Here is a 26,072-nt window from a genome sequence, read left to right on the forward strand (position 1 = left end):
CTCGCAACTTTGAAAGTCCTAAACTACGCTTTAACTAACTGAGATAAACGCGAATAGGGGCGAAGTGAATGGACTTGTTTGCAGATCAACGTGACGGCGCATCTCCCAAGTCTAATGAGACCAACTCAGCATCTGATGCTGCGCCATGGCGGATACTGCTGATTGATGACGACGATCTGATGCATGAGGTAACACGGCTCGCGCTAACGGGGTTTACGTTTCAAGGACGCCCTTTAGAGATATTGTCTGCCCTCTCTGGGCAGGAAGCACGAGACGTGTTGGAGAAGGAGTCAGATATCGCATTGGCACTCGTTGATGTGGTAATGGAAACCGAGCACGCCGGTTTAGATTTGGTACGTCATATTCGTGATGAAATGAATAACCACCTGATACGCTTGGTATTGCGTACAGGCCAAGCCGGACAAGCACCCGAAGATCGGGTGATCCGTGAATATGATATTGACGACTACAAAGAGAAAACCGAGCTCACCACACAAAAACTCAAAACCCTATTATATTCAATGCTGCGCTCTTACCGAGATCTCTGCATGATTGAAGATCAGAAAGAGGGGTTACGACGCGTCATTGAAGCATCGGCCAATGTGCAAAATACTACCAACCTTCAACACTACGCCACCGCGGTGCTTGAGCAACTAACATCCCTTCTTTATATCCACGACTCCGCGTTTTATTGTGTGGTGCAACCTCGCCCTGGCGCGGAAGAAACCCGAGCACTGACGCTAGCTGCGACGGGGGAATATGTAAACTGCTACACCGAGTGCGCCTTTGATAAACTCCCTAGCAATGTTTCGAACCGTTGCAAGCAAGCGCTAGAAGCACAGCAAAGTATCCAATTTGACGACGGATTTGTGCTTTTTCACCGGGATGAGGAAGACGTAGAATTCCTGCTCTATGTCAATCATGACAAAGCCCTCTCAGAGCTCGATCAACACCTACTGAAAATCTATATGCAGAACATTGGGCTGACGTTTGAAAACTTAAGCTTAATGGTCGATTTGCGTGAAACTTCCAAAGAGCTGGTTTACAACTTAGCCAATGCGGTGGAAGCGCGAAGTAAAGAAACCGGTGCGCATGTGCAACGCGTCTCTTTATTCTGTGAAAAGTTAGGGCAGCTTTATGGTTTGGACGAACACAAAACCATGCTGTTGAAACACGGCTCTCCCCTCCATGACGTCGGTAAAGTCGCTATCCCAGACGCAATTTTACACAAGCCGGGGAAACTCGATGCGGATGAATGGGAGACGATGAAGAAACACGTCGAGTATGGCGTAGAGATCCTGAGCCATTCTAAGCGGCGGCTAATTGTAGAGGCGAAGGAAATTGCCGGAACCCACCATGAAAAATGGGACGGAACGGGTTATCCCAATCAACTCGAAGGCGAAGCCATCCCGATTAGTGGCCGAATATCAGCACTGGCTGATGTGTTCGATGCCTTGGGATCGAAGCGCTCCTACAAGGAAGCGTGGACTGATGATGACATTCGCAACGAGCTCATTGCTCAACGCGGCAAGCATTTTGAGCCCAAGCTGGTCGATTTGCTTCTCGAACACTGGAACGACTTTATTGCTATCCGTGCCGACTATCCAGACTAAATAACAGCGCCCCTAACGGGGCGCTTTGATTATCGCTCTAAAGCCTTGTATTGGCCTAATCAATGGCTTGCCAGCGCGATGACGGTGTGAGAGACCACCGTGACATCTCATACGTGCTATAAATCGCGCGCCCTTGTCGCCCTATTTGAATTGGAATCGTACTCGCGTCTTCGCCCTGGGCGATTTTCTCAACCAATTGTGCGGCATGCTGCCCTTGTGCATAACCAAACAATACCACACCGCCAGCCGTTTTCCCTTTGCCCACCGCAAAGTCCCAAAAGCCAAACAAGGGTAAAGCCGCGTGCTGGTTAGTCCAAGACAACACCTGGTTAGCCGCCACATTATTACCTGCTCTATCTACTAAGGTTTGATATAGACCTACGATAATCGCATCAAATTCTTCTTCAAACGCTGACTGAATTTCGCGCTGCCAACCATCAAAAGTGGACGCGTGAGTGATGTCAATTTCTATTCCAAGGCTCAAACGAATTTGTTCATACTGGCGCATAATATAATCCGCCGCGATTTGTGATGTAACGCCAGAATCAAACATCACCTTCACTCTGATGTTTCTTTTCCCCATTAGCATGCTAATTTCACGCATATTGCGAACAAAAAGGGGTAACTCGAGTACGCCGGTGACTTTTGCTTGACCACTATACTCGGCTAGTAGACGGCGAGGGTTTGCATTTACCCCTAAAAAAACGATTGAAATCGGCTCATTATATAAACGCGGGAGCATGTACTTAAGTGCATTATCATCCCCCAAAACAACGATGTCGGGACGTTGAGACCTATAAAACGAGAAGGCTTTATCGGCTTGCCTATCAAAAACTTGCTCCGGTAGCCGCTTGGTATCCATTTCAAAGCGAGAAAGATTGTATTCGTCTCCGAGTGTCGCCTCTAACCCAGCGATATAGTTGCGATCCCATTCAAAGCCCGCGTGGTAACTTTGAATTAACAACACATCCAGTGCACGTGCTGGCAAGCTCATTAATAAAAGTAAAATGGCCAAACAATAAATTTTTGGATACATGACGCTCTCCTCAGAAAATCACGCCTTTAATAAAGTGTAGGCGAGTCTGGTGGCCACTCATCACGGTAAGGGTCGTTTTTTCTTCTACACTTACAGTTATCCGTCCCGACGTACGCGCTTAAAACGTATGAGCCGAAACCACAAATTTGATGACAGTATTCGTAACCCGTTCTTTAGCTTGGTAGGAAGGCGGATTTTGCTGATCATGATTTTGCTTAGTGGCTTTTTCACTGTTCTCACCACCTTGCTACAAACCTATTGGGATTACGATGAAGCTTTCGATCTCGTGGACAGTCGACACTATGAAATTGAGCACATTCATGCCGACTTACTCGCCAGCTCACTTTGGATTTATGACCTAACCAGTGTTCAAGAGCGCATTGACGGGCTGATCAACCTTCCCCATGTTGACTACTTAGCTGTGCGCTCGGAAAACTATTTATTTGAAGCAGGCTCTCCCCTAGACGTGAGTAAAATGGTCAATGAGTACCCACTGCATTATGACGATCCCGATACGGGGAAAACCCAACGGATTGGTACTATCTACGTCGAGTCCAACACAAACGCTATCTATAATGATCTGGTCCAACGCTTTTTTATCTCATTGCTATTGAACGCAATAAAAACACTCATCGTGTGCTACCTCATTTTGTTGGTGTTTCACCACACCGTTAGCCAACGCGTGTTTAAAGTGGCGCAATTCTTACGTCAGTACAATCCGCTTGATCCCAACGAGGAAAAACTGACATTACCCCATAAGCGCTACATCATGGAAAAAGAAGACGAGCTCGACTGGCTAGCGGCTGAAACCAATAAAATCACCCAGAATATGTCAACGCTCTATCGCAATATTATGCTAGAGCGCGAACGCTTGTCTGACTTTACCCATGTCTCTTCAGATTGGTTGTGGGAAACCGACGCTGACCTTAAGTTGACCTTTTGCTCCGATCCGATGCGGTTGGCGTTTGACCTTAATCCCAACCAGTATCCGCATCTTGACCAGTTGCTCTCTGCTGTCGGTTGCCATCAATTTATAGGCAATCTTCACCGACAACAGAACTTTTCGATGTGTGAGGAGATCGTGCCCATTGAAGGCGAAAGCCGGTATTTTGTCTTTCAAGCGCTTGCCCATCACGGTATTGATGGTTTTCGCGGTTTCAGAGGCACGGGCATCGATATCACCGCGCTGAAAACGGCCCAGTTTGAACTGGAAACATTAAACCATAACCTAGAAGAAACCGTTGATGAGCGAACCCGTGAACTCCAAGAGAACATGGAGCACTTAAAGGCAGCGCAAGAACAACTGGTAGAGTCGGAAAAGCTCGCGGCACTCGGGAGCTTGGTGGCAGGGGTTGCGCATGAAGTCAACACTCCCTTAGGGATTGCTGTCACCGCCTCATCGGTGATTAAAGACATCACGCACACGCTCAACCAGGCCTTTGAGGAACAAACGTTAACCAGCACGCAGTTTGCTTCATTGATTAAGCAAGTGAACGACAGCGTGGTCATGCTGGAACATAACCTCAAGCGTGCGACCCACCTTATTCGTGATTTTAAACAAACTGCTGTTGACCAAGTATCAGAAGCGCTGACCGAGTTTGATGTCAAGCAGACACTCGATGCTCTCGTCGCCAGCCTGCACCCGGAAACACGAAAAATTCCGGTGGCACCCGACGTTAACGGCGAGGCCAATATTTTAATGTACAGCTTACCTGGCGTTATCACCCAAGTCGTCTCTAACCTCGTGATGAATAGCATCAACCATGCCTTTGACGAGACCGATAATCCTAAAATCACGATCGAATTTGAAAGGCAAGGAGACCACCTCTACCTCTGTTATCAAGACAATGGCTGCGGTATCGAGGAATCGCTTCACCACCGAATTTTTGAACCGTTCTACACCAGCAAACGCGGGCGCGGTGGCTCAGGGCTAGGCCTCAATTTGGTCTTTAATCTCGTCAAGCAAAAGCTAGGAGGCGAGTTACAATTCGAGTCATCGCCCGGGCAAGGCGTGAAGTTTATGTTTGTGATCCCATTAAGCTTATCTAATCAAATAGCCCGCTATGCCAGTGAAAATAAAGAGTAAGGTGATAGACATCCAATGGAAAAACTAGAAAGGTTTGAACAGGGCCTCAAACATCCACTTTTTAGTATTGTTGGCCGCCGAGTCATTCTGCTAATGGTTTTACTCAGTGGTTTTTTTACCATATTAACCACACTACTACAGTTATCATGGGACTATGAAGAAGCATTCGATCATGTCGACCATCGCCATGCAGAAATTCAAAACGTCCACGCCGACTTAATTGCATCGTCTTTGTGGGTCTTTGACCTGGTGAGTGCACAAAATCGACTAGATGGGCTCGTCAACCTTCCCTATATCGACTACCTCTCGATTGAGTTTGATGGCGTGGTGTTGGATGCAGGTGAACCGCTTTCCAGCAGTAATGTCGTCAGTCAGACGGATCTTAATTATTTCCACCCCGATACCAATCGCCGCATTAATCTGGGCACATTACGCGTCGAATCTGACGCACAAAAAATCTATGACCTCTTATTACAGCACTTTCTCGTTACGCTGGTTTTGAATGGGATAAAAACCCTGATTGTCTGCTCGCTGATTTTATGGGTCTTCCATCAAAGCGTCAGCCAACGTGTGTTTGCGATTGCCAAACACTTATCCCATTTTGATCCTATCGAGCCTATTCACGAGCCTTTGCGGTTGAAACATCGCAAGTTCATTATGGAAAAAAGCGATGAACTCGACTGGCTGGCCGACGAAACCAATAAAATCACCCTAAGGATGACCAACCTTTACCAAAACATTGCCCTAGAACAAGAAAGGCTCACCGATTTTACCCGCGCAGCCTCTGATTGGCTTTGGGAAACCGATGCGACACAACGACTTACGTTTTGTTCTGAAGCGATGCAGTTGGCACTTGCCATACCGGTTGAAAACAGCCCAAAAGTGAAGTCATTACCTGCGTTACACCACTGTGCATCACTTTTAGACAACCTAGATACATGTGATGATTTCACCATGTGCGAAGAAAAAATCACCCTAGGAAAACACACCTACTATTTTGTATTCCAAGGGATAGCACATTTCACCGAACACGGCTTCACTGGCTTTCGCGGCACCGCGATTGATATCACTGAGCTTAAGACAACCCAGTTGGAGCTCGAGCAACTGAACCAGAGTTTAGAAGCAACCGTTGAAGCGCGAACTCACGATCTCGCTCAAAGTATGGAAAACCTCAAAGCCGCGCAAGCTCAACTGGTGGAGTCCGAAAAACTCGCCGCACTTGGTAGCTTAGTCGCAGGCGTTGCTCACGAGGTGAACACGCCCCTAGGGATTGCGGTGACCGCCAATTCAGTAATCAAAGAGGCGGTTTCAACACTTAACAACGCATTCGAGCAAAAAACGTTGACCAGTGAGCAGTATGCCGCTGTGATGAAGCAGGTCACGGATGGTACGCATATGTTAGAGACCAACCTCAACCGTGCCGCACGATTAATTCGTGACTTTAAACAAACCGCGGTCGACCAAGTGTCTGAAAGCCGAAGTCAGTTCCATCCCGTGCAAACACTCGAAGCATTAACGGGAAGTTTGCGCCCCGAAACCAAGAAAGTACCCGTCGTGCCTGTCGTCGAAGGCGACCCTCAGCTTGTCATGAGCAGTCTGCCCGGTGTACTTACCCAAGTTGTCTCCAACTTGGTGATGAACAGTGTCCGCCATGCTTTTGAAGGTATTCCCGAACCAGACATTCACATTCGTATCGCCGATAAAGGCGATATCGTGGAAATTCGCTATACCGATAATGGTGTTGGGGTTGCCCCAGAACTGCATCAGCGTATTTTCGAGCCCTTCTATACGAGTTCACGCAGTAAGGGAGGCTCAGGGCTCGGTCTTAATCTCGTTTTCAATCTAGTTCACCAAAAACTGCAGGGTAAACTTCATTTTGATTCCAAGATCAATCAGGGAGTTACCGTGGTGCTCAGCCTTCCTAAGTTTTTGACAGACACAGAGGCACCAAAAGCTAAAAGTTCTACTGAATAACCGAATTCAGCCATAATGGCACTGAACCAAGAAAAGATAATGAGCAAGAGCCAGCTTCGGCTGGCTCTTGTGGTTCACGCATATTAGGAGGGTTAGGCAAGCGCCGCGTCTTTTTCCGGCGCCGGAGTATGGTCAGGCAGATAGCGGTAGTATTCCGCATCTTTCGCTGGTGAAAGGGTATGCCCCATCATGATGTCCGCCGCTTTTTCTGCCACCATAATGGTCGGGGCGTACAAGTTGCCATTGGTGATAGCAGGGAACACGGAGGCATCCACCACGCGTAAATTATTGACACCATGTACCTTGAGTGATTCATCTACCACAGCCATCTCATCACTCGCCAAGCCCATTTTACAGGTACAGCTTGGGTGATACGCGCTTTCACCTTCACGAGCCACAAAGTCGAGGATTTCTTGGTCAGTTTGTGCCTCGCTGCCCGGCGAAAGCTCTTTACCCCGCAGATGATCAAAGGCTGGTTGCGCAATAATATCTCGCGACACGCGAATCGCTTCTACCCACTCTTTACGCTCTTGTGGCGTAGAGAGATAGTTAAAGAAGATCTCTGGCTTCTCATCTGGGTTAGTGCTGCGAATTTTCACGTGGCCACGCACATCGGTATTCATTGGCCCGACATGCAACTGGAAACCATGCCCTTTGTTCGGTGCCGAGCCATCATAGCGAATCGCCAGAGGCAAAAAGTGGAACTGCAAGTTCGGATATGCCACCTCATCATTACCACGTACAAACCCCCCTGCTTCAAAATGGTTGGTGGCGGCAGCGCCTTTACGGCGGAACAGCCAATCAAAACCGATTTTCGGTTGATTATGGAACTTAAGCGCGGGATACATGCTGACTGGCTCTTTACATTCATATTGCACGTAAAGCTCCAAGTGATCTTGCAAGTTTTCCCCCACACCCGGCAGGTGGTGGACAGGCTTGATCCCCAAGTTTTTCAACATGGTTTCGTCACCCACGCCAGATAGTTGCAGTAGTTTGGGCGAGTTAATTGCGCCACCACAGCTAATGATTTCCGTACCATAGGCGGTTTTCTTCCGACCCCACTTGCGGTATTCCACCCCGATCGCGGTTTTATTTTCGAACAGCACTTTGTCTGTTGTCGCACCGGTGATCACCGTGAGATTTTTGCGGTTCATCACGGGGTGTAGATACGCCCGCGCCGCACTGTGGCGACGGCCTCGATAGATGTTTTGGTCGAAAATACCAAACCCTTCTTGCTGATAACCGTTTACGTCGTCTGTCAACGGATAACCCGCTTGCTGCGTCGCATCAAAAAAGGCACTGAATAAAGGGTTATCACAATTTGCTGTGGTAATAGCCAAGGGGCCATTATTGCCATGGTAATCGTTTTGCCCCTGCAAGCGTGTTTCACACTTACGGAAGTACGGTAGACAGTGGGCATAGTCCCACTCTTTTAATCCATGCTCATTGGCCCACTTTTCATAATCCATCGCATTGCCGCGAATATAAATCATGCCGTTGATGCTACTGCTGCCCCCAAGCACTTTCCCGCGCGGCTGCGCGATACGGCGGTTATGCATATTCGGCTCAGGTTCAGATTCGTATAACCAGTTATAGGTACTGTCCGTGAGCAAATAGGTTAACGCCGCGGGCATGTGGATCCGAAAATCCAGCCGGTAGTCTGGCCGTCCTGCTTCGAGTAGCAGTACGTTGTTATCTGGGTTAGCACTTAAACGGTTCGCCAGAACACAGCCTGCCGAGCCCGCGCCGATAATGATATAGTCGTAATTTTGTTGCTGTCCCATAAAACCTCCAAATTTTTTCCTTCCCGTGTGCAGGGCGTCAGCCCGGAACAGTCGCAACACAGAAATAGGTGTGATTGTGTAGAGGTTTCCTTTTTGAAGTTTTTATAATTAGCTTGATGTTTGTTCATCAATGCATTGTTGTAGCAACCGATAGTGGTGGCTAATCGTCGCTTGCGCCTTAAACGGCTCCGCAGCGATAATGTGGTTAACTGTCTGTTGCCAGTTTTCCACCGTTTGGCGACGATAATCCGCCGCCTGATAAAGGGCATAATCGTGCGAGCTAAACCCTTGCTGGATAGCGTGCATCACCCATTCAAAAATCGGGTTGCCGGACATCGCAGCAATCAGTAGGTTTAGTGCCCGATCGAGCTCTCCTAAGCGATCCRAATCCGGTGCCTTTTCAGCGGCGAGTGCCGCCAGCTCTGTGACGCTTTCACTGAGCTGTCGTTTTTGCGACTCAGTACCACGACTAATAGCGAGCAACACCAAGCTTTGATCGACCGTTTCACGAAACTCTGCGACCTTGTCCGCTTGAACATGGCTTTGCTTTAGAAACAGCGCCAGTGATTCACTGATGTTATGCACATCAACCTGACGCACGACCGCCCCACCTTTTTGGCCTTTACGGATCTCAATTAAGCCTTTTTGTTTGAGTGACTGAATGGCCTCTCGCACCACACCACGGCCAGTGCCAAACTGTTGCTGCAGTTCTCGCTCACTGGGCAATTTGTCACCGGGCTTAAGTGCTTCAGACAAAATCGCTGATTCGATTTGTAATGCCACATCTTCACTCGCTCGGCCCATTTGAACCGGATGAAAAAGGCTACTGGTGGATGTTGTCATGGTTACCTCTTCGCTTTTGGTAGTACCAAACTAGCAAATTTTTGCATTAACAGTCAAATTAAGACGGATATCTTGGATTTGGTCGTACCATTTAAGTGTTAGTCGCTAATTATCAATAGTTTGATTTTAAAGTAAAAAATAAAAATCCCGCTCAGCATATGCCAGAGCGGGATTTCTTTGGAGGAAATGAAATTTTTATCTTTGGTAAACCATTCGCCACTCTCGTTCACCGGTGTGTGGATCAGTCTGTGCTCTATCGGCCTGGAAACCATGACGCAAATAAAATGCATAGCTGGCATGGTTTTTTTGGTAAACCGTCAAATCAATGTAGTTTTGTTGTTGCTGCGCATGCCTTAGCAACTGGCTGCCCACGCCTTGCCCCTGCTTCTTCGGCGCAACAAAGATCGCTGCCAATGTTTGACCATGCATCGCGTAGAACCCCTCGATGGCTCCATCTCGCTCCATCACCCACACTTCTGCCATCGGCAAATAAGCTGATCGCATGGCTTCGCGCTGCTGATACCAAAAATCGTCATCAATAAAGTCATGCGCTTTTAATGATGCGTTCAACCAGATATCAAGTACCGCATCAGTGTCTGCCGGACGCATACGGCGCAAACTATGTGGCGAGTTTGGGGTGGGTATCATGGCGCCTCCTGATTATCGGCCTGACAGCAGTGCAGGATTGGTCACTCGGTTCCTTACACCATGAGCATGGCGCTCATCAAATACATTGGCATGACACCAACGCTGCACACTAGCAATATCAACTTTTTTAACATGTGGACGGACACGCCATGTGACTTGGTAAGGAGAGCCTTTTTGGTTATAGCCAGGGCCCGTGGTTGACCCTAAGTAAGTGACAGGGTTACCGCTGTCTTCTGGTAAATTGATCGCTTGGTAACGCCCTTTACGTTGACCAACTTTAGCAAGCTGAGAGAAATCACGCGCGTTAGGATCATTCACCACCACCAATACCTGCGCTTCAACACGTAACTGCGGGTTACGCGTCGCCTCACTCAAGCATGCGCCCAGTGTTGGCCCCGGCGCCACAGACGCTGAGCTATACACATAGTGAAGCTCCAGCGTATCTCCGACGTTGACACCTTGATGCTTACTGGCACAGACAGGCTGGTCGTAAGACGCGCGTTCACTATCCGATAAAGCGCCTGAATAAAGATAGCCGCTGTGATAGCCGTGACCGTCCCCAGCCCCTGCAAAACGCGTAAACTCTCCGCCTTTATGCTCAGCGTTTTTATGGAAGTGGATATTACAGAGGTTCATCGCTTGCGCTGGCGGTGCGTAATTAAATCGCTGAGGGTTGGTGCCGTGGATGGCATCAATATCACGCGGTGATTGCGGGCCAAACCCTTTACCTTGTGTGGCACGCTCAAGCGCGTCACGCTGCTTAGTTATCGCGTCGTTCACCTCGGAGGCCGCTAACGATGTAGAGGCGACGAGCATTCCTAACGACAAGGTGGCAAGAGAGAGTAACGTTTTCATAGGTCTTTCTATTGTCAGTGAAAACTCGCGAGTCTATTCGCACTTAACGCCAGTATATTGATCTCTCTCGTAAAAACGTGTGTATCGATTAGGTCGGAGAATAATTTTGGAATCGCCCTCACTTTAAAATCAGTAAAAGCAGATAGTTGCGCACAGCAGTGAGAGAAAGCGCCATGTCGTGTGCGTGGCGACACAATAGTGCCCGACTATCCCAGTCCTGATGTGTAAAGGGTCAGTGTATCCGTTAGTTGAGCGCTTTCGTCATAAAGTACAAAGCATGTTCCAAAGGGTAATCATCCAATGTCATCTGGCATTGATAACCATGCTTTTCGTAGAAGGGTTTAGCTTGAAAGCTTAGCGTATCAACGAACGCCATTTTACAGCCCATCTCCTTGGCGTACTCTTCCAAGTTACTTAACAAGTGACTCCCCACATGACGGTGACGAAAGGCATCATCGACCCAAAGGTATTTAATCAATAGCCATTGTCCCCATGTATTCGCCACAACGCCACCGATACGCTCATCGTTATCATTGTAGGCATAGCCGGCAAGAGAGCCTTCAGGAAGGCCAGCTAAAAACGGGGCATTGCTTTGCTGTAGCTGTTGGCGAATGGCGGTAATATCATCGTCGCTCGGGCTCGCGTCCATGCGGTATTTCATCGAATTAGCTATCCATACTGTTCAACACAGCAACGAGTATGCCTTGGGTGGCATGGTTTGTCTGTGCCCATGCGCACCCTATTGACGCTTACTCGTGAAGGATAGGCTTCGCAGCCACAGAGCACTGAGTGGTGACCGTGAGTTTAGGCCAATGTGTAAGCCATTGCTTGTCATCAAGGCGCTGCTGAAACACCTGCCATGGACGTGCGGGGTTATGGCTAAGCTTCAATTCAAACAAAGACTGAACCCCAAAGGCAGCGATAACTTCGCAACGTTGGTTCATATCAAGGCGAACAGCAATCGCGGTTTCTTTCTCTGGCCAAAAGCGCATCGCATCCAATGTACTTGCGTAAGGAGGATCTTGATGTTTCTCGTGCATTCGCGCCTGGTTACGCACCTGCCAGGTCATTTCTGGCATGGTCTTTTGCAGTAGCTGCTCTAAATATTGTTCGCGTTCTGCACTGGTATCTTCAGGATCGTAGAAGACAACATCGATATCATTGAGCGCACTCGGGGAATATTTGTGCAACGCATCCCAAACCAGATTCCGGATAAATCCGGCAGCAATATAACACTGAGGGAGGTTTAAAGCTTGAACACAGCGAAGTGCACGCATTCTTACCGGATCAGCCTCAATCAAGTCAATCAAGGCACGCCGATAGGTTTTCTGACATAAAAAGAACTGGTGCTGGTGACGTTTACGGATCCGACGGCGCTTCATGGATTAACCACCGCGGCGGATGTGTTCGAATATTTCGCGTGATACATGGTAGTTGTACTGCCTGGCAATCTTCTGGGCAAAAAACAGCTGTGGTAATTCAAATAGCACTAAACCCGCCAAAATCAAACCAAAATAAGGCTGATTCAGTACTAAGCCGATAATGGCGATAACCAACAGCACACATTCTACGACAAACAACCCATACTTTCGCAAGTAAAGATGATGTATCCCCCCTAAGAACCCCCAATTTAGCGCCGCATAAGTATCGGGATCTTTAAGCTGTCTTGATTGCTCGGCAAAAAAGCGTTTTTTCTGGCTTTGGGTTAAGCCATTTACCTGCTGCTTGAGCTCGGTCTCTTGTGCTTCTAGCGCTTCTATAGGTTGGGTAAAACGCATTACGGCACCTCGTCGTGAATTTTCTCTCGCGCATCGGGGTTGTTGCAGCGGCGAATACGCGCCAAACCAAGTTGCCAGCCTCGAATGGCCCCGTACTTCTCGATGGCTTGGCGAGTGTACTCCGAGCACGTAGGCTCAAAGTTACACTCAATATTGAACAGTTTCTTTGATCCACCTTTTGCTTGATAGTGGTGGATCAAAGAGAGCGACAAATACTTGAGCATTAGCGGCCCAAAGTCACGATCACCGCTTCACGTTGCCAAAATAGCATATAACGTTTTTTTTCAATCACTTGAAAAACAACCTGCCAACCGTCTTGTGCGTACTGGTTTAGCTCTGCCTCCAAGCGCTGCAACGGCAAGCCGCTCGAGCCGAGTAGTAAGGTGCCGCAGCCTCCCTCTACAATGTGTACAACCTTATATTCGGTAAACTTACTCATCTATTGTCCTCACCTTGGATGGTATATCTGTCCAGATGACAGTTGCCCGTCATCTTTTAGAAAAAGCCTGAATATTCTCTGAGAAAAATGGTTTCGGTTCAAAACGTTATTACTCGTCAGCAAAACTTTTGAAGCCAGTTCACGTTCGTGTATCACGTTGCCCTTTATTCAACCAAAGGATTGAGTTTGGCGGTGAGCACATGATCTTGCCAGCGGCCATTGATTTTGAGGTAACGGCGCGCATAGCCTTCGCGCTCAAACCCCAGCTTGGTAAGTAGCCGCTCACTGCGGGTATTGTCGGGCATATAATTGGCCATTATGCGGTGCAATCCAACCTGCTCAAACACAAAACGGATACCTGCTTGGATGGCTTCGTGCATATAACCCTGCCCTTCATAACGTTTGTCAGCGGCATAACCTAACAGGCACGCTTGAAAGACGCCGTGGATCACGTTGGTAAAATTGCACACCCCTATCACATCGTCCCGTTCATGATGCAAAATCACAAACTTGAAGGCTTGCTGGTGTTGAAACAAGTCCTTCGCTTCTTGCAGCGCGCGATGCCAATAGTCTTCGCGGTAAAATGCGGCAGGGCGTATGGGCTCCCATGGGGAAAGGTGGGCACGATTTCGTTGATAAAACTGCGCCATCATGTCGGCTTTTTCTGGGGGAAGTAAAACCAGTCTCGTCCTTGGCGTGCTTAGCACGTGAGCCTCCTTGCATCGGTTCGCGCGACGGACAGTACCAACATCTATCGCAAAAAATGCCGCCCTTGCGGCGGCATCAGAGATTACCAGATATTCACCCGCTGATCTTCGGGTAAATACATACCGTCACCTTCTTTAATATCAAAGGCTTCATAGAATGCAGGCACATTGCGCGGCGCACCGAGTACTCGGTATTTCGGTGGCGCATGTGGGCCCAGCGACACACGCTCACGCAGGGCATCTTCACGCATCTTCATTTTCCAAATCTGTCCCCAACTGAGGAAGAATCGCTGCTCGCCGGTATACCCGTCCATCACTGGAGAGGGTTCTCCGTGCAACGATTTTTGATAGGCGCGGAAGGCGGTGGTCAAGCCGACTAAATCACCAATGTTCTCACCCAAAGACACTTTGCCGTCAATGAACAAGCCCGGTAATGGTTCAAACTGGCTAAATTGCTCGGCCAGCTTTTGGGTGCGTGCATCAAAGCGCGCGCGATCCTCATCTGTCCACCAGTTTGATAGGTTGCCATCGCCATCATAACGTGAGCCCTGATCATCAAAACCGTGCCCCATTTCATGACCAATCACCGCGCCGATACCGCCGTAGTTCACGGCATCATCCGCATTCATATCAAAAAACGGTGGTTGTAAGATCCCGGCGGGGAACACAATCTCATTGGCAGTTGGGCTGTAATAGGCGTTGACCGTTTGCGGGGTCATACCCCACTCTTTGCGATCAACGGGCGCACCAATCCGCGACAACATATCTTGATAGCCCCAGCGTGCGGCACGTTTGCTGTTGCCAATCAAGTCATCGGCGTTGATGGTCAGCGCGCTGTAATCTTCCCATTGCTCTGGATAGCCGATTTTAGGCGTGAATTTACTCAGCTTATCCAATGCTTTCGCTTTGGTTTCATCGCTCATCCACGCTAATGATTCAATCGAGTCTTTAAACGCGGCACGCAGGTTATCAATCATGGTTTCCATACGCGCTTTGGCTTGCGGAGGGAAGTAGCGGGCGACATATTCTTGGCCAAGCGCTTCACCCAATACCCCTTCGGTGGCTTGCACGCCGCGCTTCCAGCGGTCACGCTGCTCAGGAATGCCGTTAAGGGTTTTGGAATAGAACGCAAATTGACGTTCAACCAGCTCATGATTTAGGCGCGGCGCAAACGCATTGAGCGTGCGAATAGTTAGATAATCTTGCCACGCTTGCTGGCTGGTTTGCTCAAACGCCTGCCCTAACGCCTCAAAATAAGACGGCATGCGCACCACAACCTCATCGGCTTTGTCGATACCCGCGCGTTTGGCAAAGCGTGCATAATCAAACCCGCCCATTAACTGGTTGAGCGCCTCAATGGGCATTTTGTTGTAGGTGGCTTGCGCGTCACGGCGTTTAGCGCGTGTCCAATGGTGCTCTGCCAGTGTCTTTTCCAGCTGATAAATCCGATCCGCGCGTTGTTTAGCCTGATCGTAGCCCGCTAAGCGCAGCATGTCTTCGAGATAGCGTTTATAAGCGGTGCGGATACGCTCAGCGTCCTCGGTGTCTCGGAAATAATAGTCTCTATCCGGCAAGCCCAACCCGCTTTGGCTCAGATACAGAGCGTTATAGTCAGGGTTTTTCGCATCGGCCCACGCATAAAAACTAAACGGGATCCCAACGCCAACTTGTCGCAAATCGGCCATCGCATAAATCAACGCAGGCTTCGAGGAAATCGCCGCAATACGATCAAGCTCAGGTTTGATTGGCGTGACCCCCAAGGCATCAATTTTATCTTGATCCATATAGCTAAGATAAAAATCACGCAGCTTTTGCTCGTTGGAGCCCGGCTTGAGATCATCACGCGCCACCAGCTCATCAATAATGCCTTTCAGACGCTTTTCATTTTCTTCAGTCAAGATACGGAACGCACCATAGCTGGACATATCACTGGGGATTTGGGTTTGGTCGTACCAAGTGCCATTGACGTGACGAAATAAGTTATCTTGCGGGCGAACCGATCGATCAAAATCTTGTAGATACAGGCCTGATTCGCGCTGCACCTCAGCGTGTGTGGTGTCAGCAGCGTATACCTGGCCAGGCACCAGGCTCATCACGCCTAGTGCAAGCGCGACACCCATCGCGGCTCGCTTACATCGCACTCGATTGACTGATTTATTTTTCATCATTCGTTTACCTAATTCCTTCCATAACATGGCTCAAGCGACTTAATCTTGTCGATTCCCGAAAAGACATGCGCTGTTCACGACGTAAGGTCTCGATAGAGAACCACACAGTGATAATCACGCCCCTCGTCTTGCTCTGGTTCAAAATGGGTAATACGACAGAACCCCTGCTGATACCAGAATCGAAACGCGTGAATGTTTTCAGCGTAAACATTCACCCCCATGCGTCGATAGTCTCCATAAGCTTGCACGGTTTCAATTGCGCTCGCAACCGCTTCGCTGCCATAGCCATGTTTTTGATATCTTGGAGAAATAGTGAGCATGGGGAGCCAAACACTCTGTGCGTCGGGCGCATTGAGCGAGATTTGTAGATAGCCAATATCTTTACCGTCATGGGTCTGAATGCGACGAAGGTAAAAGGCCTCTTCTACGTCGGGCGCCTTTTTCTCCGCACTGTCGGCAATTAATGATTGGTAGGTGGATAACGACCAAGGTTTAAACGTGGGATCTTGATATTGCAGATGCTGATTTTGCTCAAACAGCGCTTTAACGCGCTTTGCATCACTGTACTCAAACGCACTAAAACACAAACGCTTGGAGCGCCATGCGGCTGGAAACATGTTTAATTCCTATTTTATCAGCGCATACATTGATTGATATCGCGCTTAACGACCTAACCTCACAGCATATTACGCGTTTCGCTGCCAGTGGTAATCCATTTGCTTGGCAACGCGCAAAGCGAGAGCGTCACTGTGCAGATCAGCCACCAGCTGCAAACTCATATCAATACCCGCAGATATGCCCGCGGAGGTAAGATATTTTCCATCCCTCACCCAGCGCTTACCTGGTACAACGCTTAATGGCGGATAGGCACGGCTGAGGTCGTCCATATCTTCCCAATGTGTGATCACTTTTCGACCATCGAGTAGCCCGGCCTCTGCCAGTATGAACGCCCCCGTACAGACAGAGGCCGTACATTGAGTGATCGCATCTTGTTGCTTCACCCAATCGATCACCGACGGGTTCGTGACTTGCTCATGGTGAACGCCGCCGACAACCAGCAGCACATCCAGTGTGGGATGATTGGCGAGATGATAATCCGGCACGATACGCAAACCGCCGCGCGCGAGCAAAGGTGAGTCTTGTTCAGCAATCAGTCCAACCTGCCAACTGTCCGCGCCCAAACGTTTTGCGGTGCTAAATACTTCAAAAGGTCCGGCAAAATCGAGCACCTCTGCGTGCTCATACACATAAATACCAATATTCATCGTTTGTCCTTACATCCATGTAAGTTTAAGATTTTACTAAGCGCTCTGTTTTAAATACTTCTTCACCTTTCTTAAGGCCATTTGTCGTTTTAATGGCGAGAGATAATCGATAAAAAGGTTTCCAGATAAGTGGTCGATTTCGTGCTGCAAAACAATGGCAAGAAAATCATCGCGCTCTATCGTGATCGATTGACCATTGCGATCAAGGGCCGACACCACAACAGACGAGTATCGCTCGACATCTGCATAATAGCCGGGCACGGATAAACAACCCTCCTGACCAATGGCTTTGTCAACGCCAGATACAACCACCGGATTAATGAGCACTAAAGGGTCATCCCGGCGTTCAGAAATATCGATGACGACAATCGCCTCTTTACGACCCACTTGCGTGGCAGCCAATCCAATACCGTTGTCAGTGGCATACAACGTCTCAAGCATATCATCAATCAACGTCTGTACGGCGGTAATATCCGTGACTGGCTCTGCTTTTATGGCCAGCCTTGGATCTGGCGCGGTAATGATTTCTAACATACGGGCTATCTATTTCACAGGTTAAGGGTGAGGAGGAATAAACTTATCAAAGCGGCTCTCCATACAGGCACTGATATCGGTGGTAATAAACTCCCCCTGATAATACAAACTGAAAATGGTGGCCGGTGAAGGACATGCTTGTGCTTGGCTCAATGTCTCTAAATGATGCACTTCAAGCGGGATACCACGCTGCGCGCAGCTTTGTTGTAGCGAGTTCAGCACATGGTATTCCGCATAAGGACAACGATGGGAGTAATACACCACACACCCTTCGGTTGATACATTGGCGGTATGGACCGATGTCCGAAATTGCGGTATTTCAGCTGCATCATTCAGCGGATAATACAACAGCACAAAGCCATTAGGGGCTTCATCCGCCACGTTGAAGCCTTGGCCTTTTAACCATTTTGTATCGCTCATAAAGTGGTATTTCTTTTTACCGACCACGGCGACTAGGCCTTGCTTATTTTGCTGTTTAGCCGCTTCAATGGCGTCAGCTAACAGTTGCTTGCCGTGTCCATGCCCTTTGTATTTCCCAGAGACCCAAAAGCAACCCAATGCCAGATAACCATTCGCTTGTATGGGCTGCCAAGCTGTCTCTGCTGGGCCATATTCGATAAAGACTTTAGCGCGTTCATCTAAACGGCGAAAACGGTATCCATGCTGATACTCTTGCTTTAGCCACTGCTTTTTCGCCTGATAGCTGGCTTGGCACTTTTTATCCGAGAACGCACAGCAGATATGCGCATCATCCAAGGTTTCTGGGGTTAAGGTTAAGTAGGCCATATTCACCTCCACACAGGTGTATTGATGGTATACCTTTTAACCTACCGTAACCGCATGGGTGATGACTCCACGTTGGTCACAAAGCCATCAATTTTATGACGACATGACCGAGAGCCTCAGCTCTACCTCTCTAAGACGCTGAAAAAGCGGCAAAGTAGCTGCTCACACTTTTCTGTTTTTCGAAAAAATAAAGTTTTTAATATGGTGGCTACGTTTCGGCCTCTCCAGAGACACTCCGATGGATGATAACGCTCGGCAATTACTTGACCACCTATGCCACGGCTATAACCAATTAGCCCAACGTCACCAGACGCGTGCTTTTCCAGAGCTCTCCACCGCTATAAAGCACCCGCTCGGCTATTGCCTTATCCACTGCCCTATTGGTAGCCAGCGATTCGCGATTGTTTCGCTACAATTTGCCCCCAGCGTTCGCGGCCAAGGGGTGCTGACGGCGTTTATCGACTATATTCAAGCGCATCCKCATCACTATCGTGGCGTTGAGGTTGCGACGATCCAGAACCCGAGCCTGGCAAAACGGTTGCTGGCTCTGGGTTGGCGATATAAATCTGTCCTGACAAAGCTATTTCGCGCCAATACGCCCACCTTGATTACTGATTTTTAATTAAAATACGGAAGTTTTTACGTAGGTGGGTTCCTATTATTGCGAGCGTTTGCCAACCCTGAATGGCTTGTCCATCGCTTTTATCAAAGGTTGTTCTCATCGACGCCGAGCTCAGCTCGTTTCGCTTTGCTCAAACCCTGACAAACAAGCTGATACGATTGCGCCACATAGTACTTTAAGTCTTCATCAAGCTCCCCGGTCGTGTGAGTTTGTTGAATCCATTTCATACCCCGGTTAGCAAAATACGGCGCCGGTACGTAACCTTCAAGATCGCACAAAAAGGCATAATTTATTGGCGAGGTTTTAAAGGTAAACGCTGGTTGACCGCTTTTACTGCTGGTGCCAATGGCGAAGACTTTCCCACCCACTTTCCAGACGTCTGAGTTACCCCATTGCACCACATGTGTCGCGGCCGTAAACGCGCTGCAATACTGATTAAATGTAGAATGATCCAAGCAGTTCTCCTTTCAACAAGCACACACAGTATTAGGCAGTTTAGACAGGCTTCGTCATCACAAACGGTGTAATACGAGCAACGCCTTTTAGCGCGAGTGCGAACGAACAACGTACTGCATTCTAGGCGTTTTGAGACGTAAAAGGGGACTTTTTCTTACACCCGCCATGACAGTTGTGTATACCTCTACTACCTTTTTTAGACGGTAATGCCTAAAAGCACCTTGAAAGGGTGCATTTCTGGGCAGGTTAGGTCTAATAAAAATAACCATAATAGGGGAAGCGACATGAAAGAGAGAGTCTCCTCAGGTATTCCTGGGCTAGATCAAATCCTTAACGGTGGCCTCCTCCCTTCAACAGCGGTATTGGTGAGAGGTGGACCAGGTTTAGGTAAAACGACAACAGGCTTACAGTTTCTCTCTGCGGCGTCACAAGAAGGCGAGAGTCTATTTATTGGCTTTCAAGAGGCCGAGGAGCAGCTCAAAACTAACGCGACAGCGATTGGCATTGATGTCTCAAACATTACCTTTCTCAGCTTGGCCCCAGACGACAGCTTTTTTAAAGAGCACGAGTCGTACGACATATTCGCCTCCACCGATGTTGAGCATGAGCCGGTCACTAAAGCCATCGTCGACACCATTGAGGCACTTAAACCCACGCGTGTTTTTGTCGACTCCTTTACGCACCTGCGCTTTCTTACTGCGGATGTTTTTCAATACCGCAAAGAGGTTCTGTCGTTCATCAACTATTTAACCGAGCGAGGCGCCACCGTGTTGTTCACGTCCGAGCACAGTGATTCCTCACCCGATGATGATTTAAGGTTCTTATCCGATGGCGTTATCTCGCTAAAACAAACCCCGATGGGACAAGAAATCTGTGTTGAGAAATTCCGCGGGTCTGACTTTTTAAAAGGCAGCCATCAGATGCGCAATGGCGCTCACGGGGTTGAGGTGTTCCCGCGGCCACTTCCACCCAATGAAGAGCTGGTACCAGGGCGGTTTGAACCCATTTCGACGGGCATTGCGTCTATCGATAACCTGCTTGGCGGTGGGCTAGAGATGGGAACTGTCACCATGATCACCGGCCCCTCAGGCATTGGTAAATCCACCTTGAGCAGTTGCATTGCGGAGCAATTCAGCCATAGCTTGGGTCATGTCAATATTTACCTGTTCGAAGAGGAGATCTCCTCATATCTCCACCGGGCACGACAACTCAATATCGCCCTGCAACACCAGGCGGAGGCCGAACGTTTAACCATCGAACAAATCGAGCCTTTGCAATATTTAGCCGATGAGTTTGCCTCTAAGGTGTACAAAGATGTTGTTCAAAATAACACTCGCTTGGTGGTGCTTGATAGTACGGCAGGATTCAAAATGACATTGCGCGAGGAATCGATTCAAAACCGTTTACATGCCCTCGCAAAAGGCTTATCGAGAATCAATGTCTCGGTGATTCTAGTAAATGAAACATTTGCACTTTATGGCGAAGACAGCATTTCTGAAAAAGGGATCAGCTACTTATCGGACACTATTATCTCGCTGTCTTATTACGCGGACGATACCACGCACTCGCAGATCTCGGTGATGAAGAAACGGTTGAGTGATTTTGATCGCAAGCCTCATCAGTATCTGATCGGCCCCGATAAAGTGCAGGCAGTGGCTGTTTGATCAAGAGGTATGTGAGGTGACCAATAAAAGCGCAGCGTCATTAACTGTTTTTTTGTGCGTGAAATCACCGGGCAACCGAAAAGTGTTGGCCGCTTCTCTTGAAGAGGCGGGTTACCATTGTCGTCCTTTAGTTAACGAAGCCGACATGGAGGCGGCAGCAGCGGTTGGCGGTAAAAAACTAGCCCTAGTCGATACCAGCGGCTTTGGTAGCAATGTGTGGCGCTTATGCGAAAAGCTACAGCAGATGAACACCGCGTTTATTGTTCTCTCTCCACAGGAAATGCTGACAAGTTCCAGCCAAGCCACTCAATATGGCGCGGTCAGCATCATACAAAAACCTGTCGCCAAAAAGGCCTTAATGCAGCTCGTTGCTGGTTTCACGGGTGAGGAGTAAAGATGACCGGTACGGTGAGAACATTCCCAACAATGGTAAGCCCCGAAAAGAAAGCAAAACGCACAGATGATGGGTTCCAACGTATTCAGGGGGCCAAAATATTGTTGGCTATCCATAACCCTAACAATTTAGCGTTACTGCGAGACCAATTGAACAGCGACTTTCAGCTTTATGAAAGCCCCAGTGATATAGGTCATATCGAGTTCGACCTCGCGATCATCGATACACAATCGTACGATCAGTACCAACAGGCGTTGCAAGACAAGAAGAATCGGTGCGAGCCCACCCTGCTACCTGTGATGCTGATGCTTCCTAAGCGCGACCTCAGGCATAACCTTCGCCCCTATTTAGCACTGATTGACGAATTCATCACCATGCCCGTTGACAAGGTAGAGTTTATGGAACGGGTCGTCATGCTATTAAGGGCGCGTTTTTTAGCCGTCGATCAGCGTGATAAACTTTATTATCTCGCCACCCATGACAGAATCACTGGACTCGCTAACGAGCAGCGGTGCCTTGAACATGTCACCGACACCATTCTCGCGGCGTCTGTGTTAAATAAATCGGTTTATGTGATTGTTTTTTCAATTAACCTAGAGCAGGTTTTTAAGTCTTTCGGTCACTCGGGTCTCGACCAATCCGCAGTGATATGCTCGCAACGAGCGCTTAACACCCTCACCGAACACGATAAACTTTTCCGCCTGACCACAGATACTTGGTGCCTAGTGACAGCCCCTAGCCACAATAACTTGACGCATACGTTATTCGTGTGCCAGCAACTGGTTAATGCCATGAGTGAACCGATTCTCATCGAGCATGATCTGATCCATTTAGACACTGCTATTGGTGTCAGTAGTTACCCAGACGATGCGGTCAATACACGCCAAGTCTTGGATGCCGCCATTAACGCCATTGATCCAACACAGACAAGTGTCCCCAACTTCTATTCCAAACGGCTCCAAAAGGATGCTCTACGCTATATTCGAACCGAAACACTGTTGCGACAAGCTATTGGCAAAGAGCAATTTGAACTTTGGTATCAACCGCAAATAGATTTCGCCTCTGGAGAGGTAAAAAGTGTTGAGGCGTTAGTTCGGTGGCGGTTGCCTAATGGTAACCTCGTCTCACCAGGGGATTTCATTCCGATAGCAGAGAAGACGGGGCTCATTACACAAATCGACCGGTGGGTGATCATGGAAGCGTGTGAAACCATGGCACGCTGGAAAGAACAAGCGCTGTCTATTGAGCGCATAGCGGTCAATGTCACGGCGTGCGATGTAGAAGAGGATGATTTTGTTAGCTTTATTGATGAAATTCTGAAAAAAAATCACATTCCCCCGCCTAACTTGGAGCTGGAGATAACCGAGGGAGTCTTTTTCCACTCAAGGTCACAAAACCTTGAAAAGCTTAGCCACCTCCGTAAGCGCGGGATCAGCATCGCTGTTGATGATTTTGGCACCGGTTATTCCTCGCTAAGTTACTTGCACACGTTGCCAATCTCGACGCTTAAAATCGATCGCGCATTTATAGATAGCATCTTAACCAGTGAAAATGACGTTGCCATCACTGAAAGCATTCTCTGGCTAGCAAAAACCTTTAAGCTGCAGACGGTTGCTGAAGGGATCGAGACTGTCGAACAAGCCGGATATTTGAAAAAGCTAGGGGTCGATATTGCCCAGGGCTTTTATTACGCCAAGCCGATGCCGGAAGCGCAATTTTTAGCCTGGCTGGCTACTCAACAAAACGCTGAGCGTGTTGAACAAAGACAAAGCGAAATATCATAAGTAATACCATCGCCACCGGCGATTGATAGCCGCTCACCCTTCTCGATTATAGCGCCCCAGCAAGCCTTTTAAGGTAGGTTTTAGCTAATTCGTGTTGCCCACGGCTCAACCATTTAATGCAATCAAACAGCTCCCAAATCAGCCCTTCATCCCCGCTGGTGTAAACAGGAAAGTCTCGTGCTTAGGGGCTGGCTCATCCGTCACTCGCGCGGGAGCGATGTCTGCTTTATCAAATAAAACAATAAAGGGCTGCGCGGAGCGCAACGGCTGTTGGGCTTACTTAAAGCAAACTTCCGCCCAGCGTGCTAGGCCTGCGGTGACTGAGCCAAAGTAGTCGCCACTCACCACAGGAATGTTCGGCAGCTCTGCTTGTACAGCTTCCCGTAAGAAGGGCGAGCGCGCTGAGCCTCCTGTCATAAAAATCACGTCAGGCTTTACACCGGCCTGAGCGACCACATCGTGCACTAAGGCGATCATCTTACGTTTGGGCGCCTCAATCGCATCAATCATGTTATCGCGCGATATATCAACGTCCACGCGCTCGGAGAATAGTTGAATACCCGCTCGGTATGCGGCTTGATCCGACAACGCAATCTTTGCCTCTTCCGCACGACGGACAATGTTGTAACCCAGTGACTCGTAATACACCTCCAGCAAACGGGCCAGTTTATGTGGCTCTTGCGCTTGCTTGTGCAGCCCTTTGAGCACCGCCAAGTTTTCAAACGCATAGAAATCGTTTTGCGCTTGTACGTTGTTAATCGCGATAGGGTTGGAAAACTGCGTAATCGGCATCTCAATGCCAGACTCCATTTTGCTGCCCATTCCAAACGGAAACATCATTTGTTTGAATGCCAACGCAATATCTAGGTCATTACCGCCAATACGCTGGCCTTTGTGCGCTAATAAACTTGTACTGCGATCGCGACTACCGCGCCATGATGGACCCATCTCAATCAACGAACAGTCTGTGGTCCCCCCTCCGATATCGACCACCAGAACGATTTGATCTTCGCTCAGCGTCGCTTCATAGTCCAGACCGGCAGCGACTGGCTCAAACTGAAATTCAACCTGTTTAAAGCCCGCCCGCTTAGCCGCATTGAGCAAAATACCCTCGGCTTGGTGGTTTGCCGTCTCGCCTCCACGGCCTTGAAAATTGATCGGTCGACCAATCACCGCATCATGAATACTCTGTTGGGCTTGGTGTTCGGCTTGGGTTTTGATGTTATCCATCATTGCGCATACGAGATCTTCAAAAAACCGAAGCTGGGCATCACGTAAACCTGACGCACCAAGGAAAGATTTAGGCGATTTCACGTAGTACATATCGCGCGGATCATCGAGATAGCGGTCGAGCGCCGCTTGACCAAACGCCATGTCCTCCACCTCAAGTTCAATGCTTTCCTCTCGGTTTACATGGATGGCGCGACGTACCACCTGCTCGCCAATCGTATCTAGCGGCTTGATGCCACGGTGACGAAACAAATACTCAGACACCGATTCGCGCGTAGGTGCGGCAAGGGAGGAAGGAATAAACGTGCTGTCCCCTTCTAGACGCAACAGCGTCGGCTGACCGTTTTCAATCTTCGCCACCGAGCAATTTGCTGTACCATAGTCAAAGCCGATATACATAAATGCCCCTCACCGCAGAAAAGGTCGGCAATGCTACCTCAACCGTGGCGGGATTTCTAATATCAGAGCGACGAAGCCAGTCTGGCTGTCTGGGCCCGTGCCCCACTACCCATTGTCATCTTGGTGAACCCGAGTTACACCTTTTCGACAAAATAGGCCATGATTTTTGCAGTCGTCATAAATTATTTTCCACCATTTCTCTGATGGTTCTTGCCTTAACAAAATGATCTAACTGATGGGTCTGTATCCACCAGGTTGCGGCTTCCATCAACTGCTCTGGATCGTCATTTTTGTTTTTGAAGAACGCATAAAATGACACACCGACATTCTCACCTTTCGCTTTGATCTTTTGTTCACATACCGCCAGGATTTTCGCTCTCAGCTCCGCTCTCATACGCCCCTACTCTATCCTTAAATGAATAAGTTCTGCTCTAATTCTAAAAGGCGCTTTTTCAGTGACAGACCGCCACCATAGCCAATAAGCTCCCCTTGGGTGCCGATAACCCTGTGGCAAGGAATGATAATCGCCAACCCATTTGCCCCATTAGCATTGCCAACCGCACGTACTGCGGCTTCATTACCAATCGATACTGCCAACTCTTGATACGTTACCCTGTCACCGTATTCAATGTTGCTTAATGCATTCCATACCGACCGTTGGAAATCGGTACCCGCCAAGAGTAAAGGCAAATCGAAAGTTTTTCGCTCACCCAAAAAATATTCCTCGAGTTGAGCTTGAGTAGCCGCTAAAACATCATCGCTCTTTTCTACAAACTCAGCGTTAAGAATCCGTTTAATGCGCTCATCAACAGCGGTAGTGTTCAAAAGTCTGTGTCACTCCTATAGTTAACCCTCAACAGGGAGTGATACATCAATGTCCGACAAATACGAAATTGATATTCAAGCTTTTGCTAAGGCACTGCAATCTGGACAAGACCTCAACGGGAAAGATGGACTGCTAACGCCGTTGATTAAACAGATCACCGAAGCTGCTTTGGCTGCTGAGA

The 26,072-nt window shown here is 48.7% G+C and carries 27 protein-coding genes and 2 pseudogenes; 8 read left to right on the forward strand and 21 right to left on the reverse strand.

Translation table 11 applies throughout. The features are described from left to right. Nucleotides 1-68: 68 nt before the first annotated feature. On the forward strand, nt 69-1,613 hold the full coding sequence (locus tag BZG23_RS12745) for a DUF3369 domain-containing protein (protein WP_077607154.1): 1,545 nt from the start codon (nt 69-71) through the stop codon (nt 1,611-1,613). A 55-nt stretch (nt 1,614-1,668) separates the two neighbouring features. Here BZG23_RS12745 and BZG23_RS12750 read toward each other — a convergent pair whose 3' ends face one another. Next, nucleotides 1,669-2,649, reverse strand: coding sequence for an ABC transporter substrate-binding protein (locus BZG23_RS12750; RefSeq protein WP_077607155.1), 981 nt, complete (start codon nt 2,647-2,649; stop codon nt 1,669-1,671). Nucleotides 2,650-2,776: 127 nt separating this feature from the next. On the opposite strand from BZG23_RS12750, the gene BZG23_RS12755 reads away from it, so the two are divergent. Both BZG23_RS12755 and BZG23_RS12760 read left to right on the forward strand, forming a co-directional pair. Beyond that, nucleotides 2,777-4,735, forward strand: a complete 1,959-nt coding sequence (locus tag BZG23_RS12755) for a sensor histidine kinase (protein WP_077607156.1) — start codon at nt 2,777-2,779, stop codon at nt 4,733-4,735. 15 nt (nt 4,736-4,750) lie between these two features. Then, on the forward strand, nt 4,751-6,709 hold the full coding sequence (locus BZG23_RS12760; protein ID WP_077607157.1) for a PAS domain-containing sensor histidine kinase: 1,959 nt from the start codon (nt 4,751-4,753) through the stop codon (nt 6,707-6,709). A gap of 92 nt (nt 6,710-6,801) precedes the next feature. On the opposite strand, the gene betA is transcribed toward BZG23_RS12760, so the two are convergent. The 15 genes from betA to BZG23_RS12835 form a co-directional block, all read right to left on the reverse strand. Next, a complete protein-coding gene (gene betA / locus BZG23_RS12765) occupies nt 6,802-8,493 on the reverse strand; it encodes a choline dehydrogenase (protein WP_077607158.1) in 1,692 nt (563 codons plus the stop codon). Between the two features lie 108 nt (nt 8,494-8,601). After that, nucleotides 8,602-9,336: a FadR/GntR family transcriptional regulator gene (locus tag BZG23_RS12770; RefSeq protein WP_077607159.1), complete on the reverse strand. Its 735-nt coding sequence runs from the start codon at nt 9,334-9,336 to the stop codon at nt 8,602-8,604. Nucleotides 9,337-9,531: 195 nt separating this feature from the next. Beyond that, the gene (locus BZG23_RS12775; protein WP_077607160.1) at nt 9,532-9,984 is read right to left on the reverse strand and encodes a GNAT family N-acetyltransferase; all 453 of its coding nucleotides are present in this window, start codon (nt 9,982-9,984) and stop codon (nt 9,532-9,534) included. 12 nt (nt 9,985-9,996) lie between these two features. After that, the gene (locus tag BZG23_RS12780; protein ID WP_077607161.1) at nt 9,997-10,839 is read right to left on the reverse strand and encodes a delta-class carbonic anhydrase; all 843 of its coding nucleotides are present in this window, start codon (nt 10,837-10,839) and stop codon (nt 9,997-9,999) included. A 244-nt stretch (nt 10,840-11,083) separates the two neighbouring features. Further along, nucleotides 11,084-11,500, reverse strand: a complete 417-nt coding sequence (locus BZG23_RS12785) for a GNAT family N-acetyltransferase (RefSeq protein WP_077607162.1) — start codon at nt 11,498-11,500, stop codon at nt 11,084-11,086. Nucleotides 11,501-11,588: 88 nt separating this feature from the next. After that, nucleotides 11,589-12,116: a nucleotidyltransferase family protein gene (locus BZG23_RS12790; RefSeq protein ID WP_077607178.1), complete on the reverse strand. Its 528-nt coding sequence runs from the start codon at nt 12,114-12,116 to the stop codon at nt 11,589-11,591. A 108-nt stretch (nt 12,117-12,224) separates the two neighbouring features. After that, on the reverse strand, nt 12,225-12,617 hold the full coding sequence (locus BZG23_RS12795) for a hypothetical protein (protein ID WP_077607163.1): 393 nt from the start codon (nt 12,615-12,617) through the stop codon (nt 12,225-12,227). Then, nucleotides 12,617-12,841, reverse strand: a complete 225-nt coding sequence (gene yidD, locus BZG23_RS12800) for a membrane protein insertion efficiency factor YidD (protein ID WP_077607164.1) — start codon at nt 12,839-12,841, stop codon at nt 12,617-12,619. The genes BZG23_RS12795 and yidD overlap by 1 nt, the downstream gene beginning before the upstream one ends. Further along, entirely contained in the window at nt 12,841-13,056 is a 216-nt protein-coding gene (locus BZG23_RS12805) for a DUF4177 domain-containing protein (protein ID WP_021022754.1), read from the reverse strand. The genes yidD and BZG23_RS12805 overlap by 1 nt, the downstream gene beginning before the upstream one ends. Before the next feature lie 164 nt (nt 13,057-13,220). After that, complete coding sequence (gene rimJ / locus BZG23_RS12810; protein WP_077607165.1) at nt 13,221-13,763, reverse strand: ribosomal protein S5-alanine N-acetyltransferase; 543 nt, start codon at nt 13,761-13,763, stop codon at nt 13,221-13,223. A gap of 83 nt (nt 13,764-13,846) precedes the next feature. Next, the gene (locus BZG23_RS12815; protein ID WP_198532172.1) at nt 13,847-15,931 is read right to left on the reverse strand and encodes a M13 family metallopeptidase; all 2,085 of its coding nucleotides are present in this window, start codon (nt 15,929-15,931) and stop codon (nt 13,847-13,849) included. A gap of 74 nt (nt 15,932-16,005) precedes the next feature. Beyond that, nucleotides 16,006-16,548 carry a GNAT family N-acetyltransferase gene (locus BZG23_RS12820; RefSeq protein ID WP_077607166.1) on the reverse strand — a complete coding sequence of 181 codons (543 nt, stop codon included), beginning with the start codon at nt 16,546-16,548 and terminating at the stop codon, nt 16,006-16,008. 69 nt (nt 16,549-16,617) lie between these two features. Further along, a complete protein-coding gene (locus BZG23_RS12825) occupies nt 16,618-17,196 on the reverse strand; it encodes a DJ-1/PfpI family protein (protein WP_077607167.1) in 579 nt (192 codons plus the stop codon). A gap of 36 nt (nt 17,197-17,232) precedes the next feature. Further along, nucleotides 17,233-17,730, reverse strand: a complete 498-nt coding sequence (gene def, locus BZG23_RS12830) for a peptide deformylase (protein WP_077607168.1) — start codon at nt 17,728-17,730, stop codon at nt 17,233-17,235. A 21-nt stretch (nt 17,731-17,751) separates the two neighbouring features. Next, entirely contained in the window at nt 17,752-18,516 is a 765-nt protein-coding gene (locus BZG23_RS12835; RefSeq protein WP_077607169.1) for an N-acetyltransferase, read from the reverse strand. Nucleotides 18,517-18,754: 238 nt separating this feature from the next. On the opposite strand from BZG23_RS12835, the gene BZG23_RS12840 reads away from it, so the two are divergent. After that, nucleotides 18,755-19,138 (forward strand): hypothetical protein, encoded by a 384-nt coding sequence (locus BZG23_RS12840; protein ID WP_077607170.1) that lies wholly within the window; start codon nt 18,755-18,757, stop codon nt 19,136-19,138. 83 nt (nt 19,139-19,221) lie between these two features. Here the strand turns inward: BZG23_RS12840 and BZG23_RS12845 are convergent, their stop codons facing one another. After that, complete coding sequence (locus BZG23_RS12845) at nt 19,222-19,593, reverse strand: MmcQ/YjbR family DNA-binding protein (protein ID WP_077607171.1); 372 nt, start codon at nt 19,591-19,593, stop codon at nt 19,222-19,224. A gap of 285 nt (nt 19,594-19,878) precedes the next feature. Here BZG23_RS12845 and BZG23_RS12850 point away from each other — a divergent pair, with 285 nt between their 5' ends. The 3 genes from BZG23_RS12850 to BZG23_RS12860 are packed head-to-tail and all read left to right on the forward strand — an operon-like array spanning nt 19,879 to nt 23,436. After that, the gene (locus tag BZG23_RS12850) at nt 19,879-21,258 is read left to right on the forward strand and encodes an ATPase domain-containing protein (protein ID WP_198532174.1); all 1,380 of its coding nucleotides are present in this window, start codon (nt 19,879-19,881) and stop codon (nt 21,256-21,258) included. A gap of 16 nt (nt 21,259-21,274) precedes the next feature. After that, nucleotides 21,275-21,652, forward strand: a complete 378-nt coding sequence (locus BZG23_RS12855) for a response regulator (protein ID WP_077607173.1) — start codon at nt 21,275-21,277, stop codon at nt 21,650-21,652. A gap of 2 nt (nt 21,653-21,654) precedes the next feature. Next, the gene (locus tag BZG23_RS12860; protein WP_077607174.1) at nt 21,655-23,436 is read left to right on the forward strand and encodes a putative bifunctional diguanylate cyclase/phosphodiesterase; all 1,782 of its coding nucleotides are present in this window, start codon (nt 21,655-21,657) and stop codon (nt 23,434-23,436) included. 46 nt (nt 23,437-23,482) lie between these two features. Here BZG23_RS12860 and BZG23_RS16775 read toward each other — a convergent pair. From BZG23_RS16775 to BZG23_RS12880, 4 genes and pseudogenes are all read right to left on the reverse strand, one after another. Continuing rightward, nucleotides 23,483-23,685, reverse strand: a pseudogene (locus BZG23_RS16775) (hypothetical protein); the annotation flags it as partial. Between the two features lie 27 nt (nt 23,686-23,712). Beyond that, nucleotides 23,713-25,065: a molecular chaperone gene (gene yegD, locus BZG23_RS12870; RefSeq protein WP_077607175.1), complete on the reverse strand. Its 1,353-nt coding sequence runs from the start codon at nt 25,063-25,065 to the stop codon at nt 23,713-23,715. Between the two features lie 175 nt (nt 25,066-25,240). Beyond that, nucleotides 25,241-25,459, reverse strand: coding sequence for a DUF6500 family protein (locus tag BZG23_RS12875; protein ID WP_077607176.1), 219 nt, complete (start codon nt 25,457-25,459; stop codon nt 25,241-25,243). A 17-nt stretch (nt 25,460-25,476) separates the two neighbouring features. Further along, on the reverse strand, nt 25,477-25,890 hold the full coding sequence (locus tag BZG23_RS12880) for a methylated-DNA--[protein]-cysteine S-methyltransferase (protein WP_077607177.1): 414 nt from the start codon (nt 25,888-25,890) through the stop codon (nt 25,477-25,479). A gap of 49 nt (nt 25,891-25,939) precedes the next feature. Between BZG23_RS12880 and BZG23_RS16945 the strand changes: the two are divergent. Further along, nucleotides 25,940-26,072: pseudogene (locus BZG23_RS16945) on the forward strand (IS256 family transposase); the annotation flags it as partial.

Source organism: Salinivibrio sp. ML290 (assembly GCF_001995695.1).
Lineage (GTDB): Bacteria > Pseudomonadota > Gammaproteobacteria > Enterobacterales > Vibrionaceae > Salinivibrio > Salinivibrio siamensis.